The sequence below is a fragment of the Trueperaceae bacterium genome, from assembly GCA_031581195.1.
Classification (GTDB): domain Bacteria; phylum Deinococcota; class Deinococci; order Deinococcales; family Trueperaceae; genus SLSQ01.
Genome location: JAVLCF010000081.1, coordinates 1 through 10,807 on the forward strand (window position 1 = coordinate 1; position 10,807 = coordinate 10,807).

At 67.9% G+C, this 10,807-nt stretch carries 10 protein-coding genes; all 10 read left to right on the forward strand.

Annotated features, from left to right (window positions below; all coding sequences use genetic code 11):
* Nucleotides 1–1,067 precede the first annotated feature (1,067 nt).
* The gene (locus RI554_08290; GenBank protein ID MDR9392009.1) at nt 1,068–1,775 is read left to right on the forward strand and encodes a GntR family transcriptional regulator; all 708 of its coding nucleotides are present in this window, start codon (nt 1,068–1,070) and stop codon (nt 1,773–1,775) included.
* Complete coding sequence (locus tag RI554_08295) at nt 1,762–2,955, forward strand: mandelate racemase/muconate lactonizing enzyme family protein (protein MDR9392010.1); 1,194 nt, start codon at nt 1,762–1,764, stop codon at nt 2,953–2,955. Before RI554_08290 ends, RI554_08295 begins: the two co-directional genes overlap by 14 nt.
* Complete coding sequence (locus tag RI554_08300) at nt 2,952–3,443, forward strand: RidA family protein (protein MDR9392011.1); 492 nt, start codon at nt 2,952–2,954, stop codon at nt 3,441–3,443. The genes RI554_08295 and RI554_08300 overlap by 4 nt, the downstream gene beginning before the upstream one ends.
* Nucleotides 3,440–5,101 carry a thiamine pyrophosphate-binding protein gene (locus RI554_08305; GenBank protein ID MDR9392012.1) on the forward strand — a complete coding sequence of 554 codons (1,662 nt, stop codon included), beginning with the start codon at nt 3,440–3,442 and terminating at the stop codon, nt 5,099–5,101. Before RI554_08300 ends, RI554_08305 begins: the two co-directional genes overlap by 4 nt.
* A 59-nt stretch (nt 5,102–5,160) precedes the next feature.
* Nucleotides 5,161–6,774, forward strand: coding sequence for an ABC transporter substrate-binding protein (locus tag RI554_08310; GenBank protein MDR9392013.1), 1,614 nt, complete (start codon nt 5,161–5,163; stop codon nt 6,772–6,774).
* A gap of 51 nt (nt 6,775–6,825) precedes the next feature.
* Nucleotides 6,826–7,776, forward strand: a complete 951-nt coding sequence (locus RI554_08315; protein ID MDR9392014.1) for an ABC transporter permease — start codon at nt 6,826–6,828, stop codon at nt 7,774–7,776.
* Between the two features lie 16 nt (nt 7,777–7,792).
* Entirely contained in the window at nt 7,793–8,689 is an 897-nt protein-coding gene (locus RI554_08320) for an ABC transporter permease (GenBank protein MDR9392015.1), read from the forward strand.
* 29 nt (nt 8,690–8,718) lie between these two features.
* Nucleotides 8,719–9,483, forward strand: a complete 765-nt coding sequence (locus RI554_08325; GenBank protein ID MDR9392016.1) for a creatininase family protein — start codon at nt 8,719–8,721, stop codon at nt 9,481–9,483.
* The gene (locus RI554_08330) at nt 9,480–10,439 is read left to right on the forward strand and encodes an NAD-dependent epimerase/dehydratase family protein (GenBank protein ID MDR9392017.1); all 960 of its coding nucleotides are present in this window, start codon (nt 9,480–9,482) and stop codon (nt 10,437–10,439) included. Before RI554_08325 ends, RI554_08330 begins: the two co-directional genes overlap by 4 nt.
* On the forward strand, nt 10,436–10,807 hold a 372-nt coding region (locus RI554_08335), incomplete at its 3' end, for an amidase family protein (protein ID MDR9392018.1). The genes RI554_08330 and RI554_08335, both read left to right, overlap by 4 nt.

Genomic DNA, 10,807 nt, shown 5'->3' on the forward strand with positions numbered 1-10,807 from the left:
CCCTCGCCGCCCGCATCTGGCTGCCCGAAGGGGCGGAGGACGCCCCCGTCCCCGCCATCCTCTTCGCATGTCATTTGCCTAATAGGGGCACTGCGCGATGATCTGCGCGTGCGTGGGCGTGCGCTGCAGTGCACTCGGTCGGTGCATTGCAGCCTGTGTACATTCCGCCTTGTGGGTGCGCGGGGCCCGAAGGGGGTACGCATGACGCCCGCGAGGATGTCGACTCGGCGATTTCCCGCAGTAGCCACGCTGGGCGCCTCGGAGTGGACCTTACACATCACCGCGGGATCTGCGTCGATGGCGGGGGGTCCGCCGATCCGTCTGCAGTCCGCGCGATGGGAACGTCTTGACACGCCGCCGTGCCTTCGATCGTCGAGGAGCGTCCAAGAGGCGAGCGCACCATTCGGACGATCCGGTCGGCGTCGCTCTCCGAGCGACACCCCTCGTGGATCCGCTGGACGACGCAATCGGTCTTTCTCGGGAACGGAGCGTCGGCTTTTGCGCCGATCGTGGCCCTCGCGATGGAACGCTCCACCACGGGCGCGGGGCCCTAGGGTCATGCGATCGGTGCGTTGAGGGCGAGAAGCGTGCAGCCGTCCTCGCTCCTGCAACGCGCGGTACCTGCCGGCGGGCGGATCGCTCGCCGAACCGAGGGCGGCATTCTTGAGGCGCCACGACCCCGTGTCGCGTCGCGCCCCGGCGAGCCCGACTTTCGCTCCCACGGCCAAGACTGATATCGATGACGGCTATGCCCGTGCCCGACGATAGCGCGGCGTCGAGCTGCCGTCGTCTTCGTACCTCAAGTCGTGCCGAAGACCGAACGGCGCCACCGGCCAACGTACCAAGCGGAACGCAAGAAAATTCGTCGCCGATCTCCCCTCTAGGCACGACCGACCTCACACCGGTCCGTTGCAAGAGCCCAGTCCCTCACGCATAGTACGCATCGAACGACCACGCACGTGGGCGTGTACACACCCCGGTCTAGCATTACCGCCCCGCCATCTGCTAGCTTTAGTGAAACCTAATGCGTTATGTCTGATATATCAGTAGTCCCGGAGGGAGCTGACGTGGAGTCTGTCATTGACGTTCAACGGGCGGGATCGATCGTTAAGGAGGACCTGGCGACGCAGGTCTACCGGGCCCTCATGCACCGCATCGTCACACGCGTGTACGCGCCCGGCGAGCGGATCTCGATCCAGGGCGTCGCCAGCGACTGCGACGTCAGCGCCACGCCCGTCCGTGAGGCGTTCCACCGCCTGGCGCGCGAGGGCCTACTCGAGAGCCGCCCCCGTAGCGGCACGACCATCGCCCGAATCACGCTGCGCGACATCGTCGAGATCTACGACGTGCGCCTCATGATTGAGGTGGCCGCCGCCGCCGTTCCGTTAGAGCCCGATGCCATCGCCGCGATGCGGCGCTCGATCGACTGCATGGCCAGCCTCGCCGGCCCGCACCTCTACGACGACTTCGACGCGTACTGGACGTACTCGCAGCACGACGCCGAGTTCCACCGTCTCCTGGTCCAAGGTACTGGCAACGGCCGCCTCGCGGCCATCTACCGCGAGCTTCACGCCCACACCCTCATTGCACCCGTCCTCTTCGGCCTTCAGGCGATCGCCCGCGTCGAAGAGCAGCACCTCGAGCACCGCACCATCGTCGACGCCATCGAAGTCGGCGACGGCGACCGAGCCGCCGACGGAATCCGGCGGCATCTCACCAGGACCCTTGACGTCCTGCAGCAGCGCTGGCCGGAGGCCCGACATGACGGCACGTGACGACGACACGGCCCACGACATCACGATCCGCGCGATCCACGCCCTCCCCCTAGAGTACGCCCTCGACGCGCCGTACGGCATGGCCCGCGGCCTCACCTCTTCTCGCCAAACCACCCTGGTCCTCGTCGAGACGAGCGACGGTCGGTTTGGCCTCGGCGAAGCGTGGGGCCCAGGCCGCGTGACCGCCGCACTGATCGAGCAGTTCGCAGCCGCGTTCGTCGGTGCCTCCCTCTACCGCACGCGGCCCATCACGCGCCGCCTCTGGGCCGCCAGCTACCACATGGGCGCCCAAGGCCTCCAGTTCGGGGCGCTCGGTGGGATCGACACCGCCGTCTGGGACGTCGTTGCCCAGGCCGCCGGCCGGCCCCTCTCCGACCTGATCGGGGGCCGTGCTCGCGACCGCGTCCTCGCCTACGCCAGCGCCGGCTACATCACCGAGGACAACGACCCCGTCGCCTTCCGCAACGCCATCGAGCGCGCCAGCGCCGCCGGCTTTCGCGCCGTAAAGATCAAGATCGGCCTCGGCCCCGAAAGCGACGCCCAGCGCGTCGCCGTCGCACGCGAGGTGATGGGCGCGGACGCCCACATCCTGGTCGACATCAACGGCGCGTACACGGTCGATACCGCCCACCGGTCCATCCGAGCGATCGAGCCGTACGACGTCCACTGGGTCGAGGAGCCCCTCAGTCCAGAGGACGTCGCCGGCTACGCCCGCCTCCGCAGCCTCACGCCGCGATCGATCGCCGCCGGCGAGGCCAGCTACTCCCGCCATGCCCTGCGACCCCTCGTCCAGGACCGCCTCGTCGACGTCGTCCAACCCGACGTCAATAAGATCGGCGGTGTGACCGAGATGATCGCGGTCCGTGATATGGCCGAGACCAACGCCGTCCGCTTCTCTCCCCACTGCTGGTCCGGCGCCGTGTCCCTTGCGTCGACCCTCCAGGTCCTCGCCACGGTCACTCCCTACCCCGCTCAGGAGGACCGTGAGGTGCCGGTCCTCCTGGAGTACGACCAGGGCCGCAACCCCCTCCGAGACGAACTGCTTAGCGGCACGCCCGGCGTCGACGCCGATGGGGGCGTCCAGATCCCCGACCGTCCCGGCCTGGGCCTCGCCCTGAACCGTGACGCCCTGAATGAGCTGATTCTGCCCGGTACGCACGTTCCCGAGGTGATCCCATGACCGTTGCCAGCCGTCTTTCTGAGCTCGGCGTCACGCTGCCCGAACCAATCGCGCCGGCGTTCCACTACGCCGCCGTCGTCGAAAGTGGCGGCCACGCCTACGTGAGCGGCCAACTCCCCAAGACCGGAGCGGACCACGGCATGCTTCACGTCGGTCGCGTCCCTGAAGAGGTGTCGACCGATGAGGCCCGCGACTGCGCGCGCCTCTGCGTCATCAACGCCTTTTCGGTCCTCGAGTCCGAGCTCGGATTCGGAACGCTCGACCGCATCGAACGCGTCGTTCAGGTCACCGGCTTCGTAGCCGCCCCGCCCGACTTCGGTGCCCACCCCAAGGTGATCGACGCCGCTTCGACCTTCCTGACCGACGTCTTCGGTGAGGCTGGACGTCACGCCCGCGCTGCCGTCGGCGTCGCGAGCCTTCCGCGTCGCTCCCCCGTCGAAATAGCCTTCGTTTTCCGTCTCCGGCCGGGCGCGGGAGCTCCGTCGTGAGCTTTAACGGCGGCCGCGCCGTCGTCGACGCCCTCCACGAGCACGACGTCCGCACGGTCTTCACCGTTCCCGGCGAGAGCTTCCTTCCGGTGCTCGACGCCCTTTACGACGTATCCGACATCGACGTGGTCGCCACCCGCCACGAGGAGGGTGCCGCCTTCGCCGCCGAGGCCTACGCAAAGGCCAGCGGCGCCCCCGGCGTGTGCATGGTCACGCGCGGTGTCGGCTCGACTCACGCCGCGATCGCCATCCACACCGCCATGCAGGACGCCACGCCTCTCGTCGTGCTCGTCGGACAGGTCGGCACGGACCACAAGTGGCGAGAAGCGTTCCAGGAGCTCGACCTACCGCACGCCTACGCCGGTATCGCCAAGCACGCCCTTGAGATCCCCAAGCCCGCCCGCATCGGCGAGCTCGTCTCGCAAGCGTTCCGCGTCGCCACCAGCGGGCGACCCGGCCCGGTGATCGTGGGCTTGCCCGAAGACGTCCTGTACGGCGACGCCGGTGCGTCCGCACCGTTCCTCACAGACGTCCGGCTGCCCGCCATGCGCGCCGCCGACCGGGACGAGATTGCCGCCAAGCTCTCCAGCGCCGAGCGCCCTGCCATGATCGTTGGCCGAGAGGTCCTTGCCGAGTGCTGTACCGACTCCGCGGTCCGCCTTTCCGAAGCGACTGGCATACCCGTCTACACCGCCTTCCGGCGCTTCGACGCGTTCCCCAACGACCACCGCCACTACGCTGGCAACGTCTCGCTCGGCACGCCCCGGCACGCCGTCGCTGGCTTGTACGACGCGGACCTCGTCCTCGTCGTCGGCGACCGCTTCGACGAAATTACCGCCCACGGGTACGACCTCGACCTGTCCGGCGCCGACGTGATCCACGTCGCCAGCGACGCGTCCCTGCTCGGTAACTGGCGCTTCCCGTCGACTGGGATCGTCGCCTCGGCCCGAGAGTTCCTGGACGCTCTGGCGACCGCCTACGACCCCGTTGAGCCGGACGATGCGCGCATCGATTGGGCTCGCCACTGCCGGGCTACGTACGAACGTACGAGCGCCTACGAGAAGCCGTTCCCGGACGACGCCGGCGCCGTCAACCTCAGCGCCGCCATGGCGAGCCTCCGGCGGCACGCGCCGCCCGACACGGCCCTCGTCACCGACGCCGGTAACTTCTCGGCCTGGGTGCCCCGATACTTCCCGTTCGTCCAGTCCGGCACGCACTTCGGGCCGATCTCCGGCGCCATGGGGTACGCCGTGCCGGGTGCCGTCGGCATCGCCCTAGCGAACCCCGACCGCCGCGTCGTCGCCCTCGCCGGCGACGGAGGGTTCGCCATGACGATGAACGAGCTGGCCGTCGCCGGCGCACGCAAGTTGCCGATCATCTTCCTCGTGTTCGTCAACGAGATGTACGCAACCATCCGGATGCACCAGGAGAAGCACTTTCCCGGGCGACCCGTCGCCACCGACCTGCACAACCCCGATTTCGTCGCCATCGCCGAAGCGCACGGCATCAACGCCCGGCGCGCGACCAGCAACGCCCTCTTCGACGAGGCCATAGGCGCGGCGCTCACCGCGCGCGGCCCCGTGCTGATCGAAGTTCTGGAGGGAGAGGAGAAGTTGGCCGCTTGGCGCGCCGCAGTCGCGCTCGAAACCCGTGCGTGAGGCGCCGGCACCGCCGCGCCCCCGACGCACCCACGCCCCGACCCGAGAAGGAGCACGCGATGACCCACCGCACCCCCACGCCCCTCCGGCGCCACTGGATCCGCCCCCTGGCGGTCGCCCTGACGACTGCGCTGCTGGCTTTCGCGGCCGCGTTCGCGCAGGAAAGCCAGCCCCTCGACGAGATCTACGGCCCCGAACCCGAAGGCGCCCAGCAGGGCGGCGACGTCGTCGTTGGCATCGTCTACGAACCGCCCGCACTGGACCCCGTTCACCAGCAGGCTGACGCCACGACCGCCGTGACGGTCCTCATGTACCAGGGCCTCGCCTACACCGATTGGGATGGCACCATCCGCCCCATGTTGGCCACTTCGTGGAGCGCATCGGATGACGGCCTCACCTGGACGTTCAAGCTTCGCGAAGGCGTCACCTTCCACAATGGCGACGAGCTCACCGCTGCGGACGTTAAGTACAGCTACGACTACATCCGCAGCGAGGATTGTGGTTGTGCCGGGTCGGTCTACCTCAACGCCGTTGAGTCGATCGAGGTCGTGGACCCCTACACGGTCGCCTTCCACATGTCCAGCCGCAACAGCGCTATCCTCGCCGGCGTTGCCGACAAACTGACGGCCGTGTTCCCGGAGGGCTACTTCGACCAGGACGGCGCTCAGGCGCGTCTCAACCAGGCGAGCGTGGGCACCGGCCCGTTCATGCTCGAGGAGTTCCGACCGAACCAGTCCATCCGCCTGGTCCGTAACCCGAACTACTGGCAGCCCGGCGTGCCCTACCTGGACGCCATCACCTTCGTCAGCGTTCCCGACGGCAACTCGCTCCTCAATGGCCTCCGCACCGGCCAGGTCGATCTCGCTCAGCTCGCGCGTCCCCAGGACGTCGCCCAGATCGAAGGTGTGAACAGCCTCAGCCACCAGGAGCAGACCTCGTGGGTCCAGAAGTCCATCGACTTGCAGGCAGGTGCCGGTGCGACCGAGGACGTCGCCATCCGGCAGGCCATCTCGCTCGCCATCGACAAGCAGGAAATCCTCCAGGCCGCCGTGCAGGGTTACGGCCAGGTTATCGGCCTCGTTCCCGCCGGTATGCAGGAGCGTTGGGGCGCACGGCTTTCCGAGTTGCCGATGCAGGGCCCCGACCCCGAGCGCGCGCGGCAGATCCTCGCGGACGCCGGTTATCCCGACGGCGTCGACGTCCAGATCACGACCATCATCGGCTTCGACTGGATGACGCCCGCTGCCGAGACGCTCGTGTCGCAGCTGTCCGAGGCTGGCATCCGCGCGACCGTCCAACGCCAGGACCTCGGCGTGTGGATCGACAACTGGGGCTCCCGCTCGTTCGTCGAGGTGACCCTCAACGACTGGGGTACCGTGCCCGACCCGAGCCTCCTGTTCGACGCGCACTTCCAGGCGCGACCCGTCGGCAACGACTTCCGCAACTGGAACAATGCGGAGGCCACCGAGCTTCTCACACAGGCCAAGCAGGCGACCGACTACGACGAGCGGTATGCCCACTACGTGGAGGTGCAGAAGATGATGGCCGAGGACGCCATCACCGTCCCCCTCTTCAGCTCTTCGATCGTCGCCGTGCAACAGGACCGCGTCCAGAACTACGTGCAGCACCCGTCCGGCTGGTATTTCGGCCTCATCCGGACCTGGGTCGAGTAATCCGCCACGGCGTGGGGCCGACCTCGGCCGACCCCACGCCACCTCATTCTCATGACCAGTTTCCTTGCCCAACGGCTCCTCTCGATGCTTCTCACGGCCCTTCTCGTGAGCGTGCTCGTCGTACTCCTTGTCCACACCGTGCCCGGCGACATCGTCCAGCAGATGCTCGGGCAGCTCGGTGCCGGATCCGAAGAGGCACGTGCGACGCTCGAGGCGTACTTCGGCCTCGACCGGCCGGTCCACGTCCAGTACCTCGACTGGCTAGGTCAACTCCTGAACGGCTCGCTGGGCGAAAGCTGGAACCAGGGCACTCCCGTCCTCACGTTGGTCTTGCGCGCTTTCTGGGTCAGTGTTGAGCTAGCGGTCCTCTCCCTCGCCTTCGCCCTGGTCGTCGGATGCGTCCTCGGCATCGTCGCCGCCAACCTTCGCGACACCGTCGCCGACGTCGCGATTCAGGCGTTCAACGTGCTTGGCCTCTCCCTCCCCGCGTTCTGGGTCGGTGCGATGATGCTGGTCGTCGCTTCCAACGTCTTCTCCTGGGGACCGCCGTTCCGCTACGTGGGACCGCTTGACGACCTCGCGCTCAACGTACAGATCATGTTCCTGCCGACCCTCGCGCTTGGCCTCTTCAATGCGGCCGCCATCAGCCAGTTCGTTCGCGACCTGATCCTCGGCACGATTGGGCGAGACTTCGTGCGCACCGCCACCGCCAAGGGCGTGCCGCGTAGTGTCGTCTACGCCAAGCACGTATTCCGCAACATCCTCGTTCCGCTGACGTCCTTCACCGGTGTGATCTTCATCGGCATCCTCGGCGGCGTCGTCGCCATTGAGGCCGTATTTAACCTGCCCGGCATTGGGCGCCTCATTCTCTGGGCCCTCCAGACCCGCGACTACCCCGTCGTACAAGGCGGCATCTTCGTCCTGGCGATCGTCACGCTGCTCGTCAACCTGATCGTCGATATCCTATACGCCGTCTTCGACCCCAGGATCACATACGCGTGAGGAAGGAGCGTCGCCTGTGAACGTACGCACCGACCCCGGACTCGCGCGCGACGGGGTGCCGCGTCCCGACGCCGTCGCCCGCCTTGCCTCGGCGGCCCGTACGATCCGCAAGAACCGGGAACTTCTCCTCGGCACGATTCTCACCGGAATCCTCGTTGTGCTTCTTGCTGCACCCGGCGTGTGGACCCCCTACGGTCCCAACGAGATCGATGCGACCAAGGCCCTACAAGCGCCCAGCGCAGCGCACTTCATGGGTACGGACGAGCTCGGGCGCGACGTCGCCACCCGGGTCCTCTGGGGCAGCCGCGTCACGCTCGGCATGGTCGCTCTCGCGCTCGGCATCCCCGCCGTCCTCGGCATGATCCTCGGCCTTCTGGCCGGTTATTTCCGCGGCCCCACCGACGCCATCCTCAGCCGGGGAGTCGACGTGCTCCTCAGTTTCCCGTCCATGATTACCGCCGTGATCATCACCGGTATCCTAGGGCCCGGCATTCGCAACGGCGTGTTTGCCCTAGCGTTGGTCTACATCCCCATGTTCTTCCGCGTCGCCCGCGGCGCCACCATGGCAGAAGCCAATCAAACGTACGTCGAGGCCGCCCGTGCTCTCGGCGTCCGTAGCGCCTCGACCGTCTTCCGGCACGTCGCACGCAACATCGTCACTCCGATCGTGATTCAGTTCACCATTCTCTTTCCGGCGGCCATCCAGATCGCCGCAGCCCTCGGCTACCTCGGTCTCGGCGTCCAACCCCCCGTCTCCGAGTGGGGTGCCATCCTGAATCAGGGAAAGAACTACCTCTTCAACGCCCCCTGGATCTCCATCTTCCCGGGCATGGCCATCGTCTACAGCGCCGTCGCCCTCTCGACCCTCGGCCGAGGGCTCCGTGCCAGCCTCGATCCCGACGCCCGACGCTGACGCGCGGACCGTACCCTCTAGGAGACACCATGACCCAGATTCCTTCCGACCTGGCACTCCGCACCAGCGCGGAGCTGGAGCACGGCGAGGCGCCCATCGTCGCCCTCCTGCCCGTGGGCGCCACGGAGCAGCACGGACCCAACCTCGCCATCGGCACCGACACCCGCGCCGCCGAACGAATCGCGGGCCTCCTCGCCGAGCGGCTCGGCTCCCGCGCCGTGGCACTCCCGGCTCTCCCGTACGGCCTGTCCGAGCACCACATGGGCTTCCGAGGCACGCTGTCGATCGGTCCAGACGCCGTGCTCGCCGTCCTCCGCGACGTCGCCCGCAGTGCGCACCGGCAAGGCGTCCGCATGCTCATGTTCGTCAACGGCCATAATGGCAACACCGCGATCCTCAACGTCGCCGCGAACGCGATTCGGTACGAGGTCGGGATCGAGACGGCCTCGATGTTCTACTTCAAGCAGGCCGCAGACGTAATCCGCGAGGCTAGCCGAACCCCACGCTTCGGGCACGCCTGCGAGATCGAGACCAGCGTGATGCTGCACCTCGACGAAGCCTACGTTCGACGCGATGCTCTCGTCCCGGGCGACATGATCCCCCACGAGCGGCTCCACGCCGACAATACGGACCCGTTCTCCCTGTACGCTCCCGTCCCGTTCGACCGCCAGACCCGTAACGGCGCGTTTGGAGACGCGAGGTATGCCGACGAGGAGGTCGGTCGACGTATCGTCGATACCGCTCTCGACCGGACAGTTGCCTTCGTTGACACCTTTCTCGCGGAGATCGCGTGAGCAATCCCGCCCTCGGTCGGCCGCTCGGGAGGGTCCTCGTCACAGGCGCCTCCGGTTTCCTCGGGCGCGCCGTCCTGGACGCGCTCGTCGCGGATGGCTACGACGCGATCGGTGCCGACCGCGACGTGAGCCGCGGGCGGCCCGGTACCGAGCGTCTGGACCTGACCGTCCCCTACGAGGTGGACGCATTCCTCGACCGCGTCCGTCCCGAGTCGATCCTCCACTTCGCCGCTTTCGGCGCGGACGCTGCTGGACTCCTCGCCAGCGCCCAGGGCCACCCCCGCACCGCCGTCGCCGTCAACGTCGAAGGCTTCGCCGGCCTCCTGCAGGCCGCCGCACGCCACGGTGTCGGCCGCGTCGTCTGGAGCAGCAGTACCACCGTCTACGGTCCCCCGGCGATGTACGCACCCAAGGCGCGGGTGACGGAGGCCGACCCCCCGGCTCCGACCACCATCTACGGGGCCACCAAGATGATCGCCGAGCGATACACCATGCTCGTTTTGGAACGCGGCGACCTGTCGGTTACCGGCCTCCGCCTTCCCCTCGTCTACGGCCCCGGCCGCTGGTACGGCGGGGCGCAGGCTACGTGGATGGCGTTCGCGTCCGACGTGGCGCATGGACGAGCCGGTGCGTATGCCTTCTCGGCGGCAGAGGAGGACTGGATCTACATCGACGATGCCGTCGATGCCGTCCTCGCCGCCGGTCGCGCCGCCACCGACCTGGCGCCCGTCTACAACGTCGCTGGGACCACCACCAGTCCGTACGCTGCGGCTCGCGCCCTGATTCGCCGTCGGAACGCCGACGTGACCGTGACCGGCGAACCGCGCGAGCGCGCGATCGTCCTCGTGGATGGCGCTGCGTTTGCGGCGACCACCGGCTTTGCGCCCCGCGTCGACGTCGACGACGGCGTCGAACGCTTCACCCGTGCCGTCGAAACGGAGGCATCCCCGACATGAATGACCTCACGGCCCTCGGCGCCGTCGAGCAGGCCCGCTGCGTCCGCGACCGAGAGGTGTCGGTCCGCGAGCTCGTCGATGCTTGCATCGCCCGCGTCGAATGCCTGAACGACGCCGTCAACGCCGTTTGTACGACTACCTACGACGCCGCGCGGGCCGCGGCAGACCGGGCGCAGGCGGCGCTGGACGCCGGCGGCGACGTCGGCCCCCTCCACGGAGTGCCGTTCCTCGTTAAGGACCTACTCTCCACCGCGGGCGTGCGCACCACCTACGGCTCCCGCGTCTACGCCGACCTCGTGCCTGACGAGGACGACGTCGCCGTCGAGCGGCTCCTGAACGCCGGCGCCATCATGATCGGCAAGACCAAC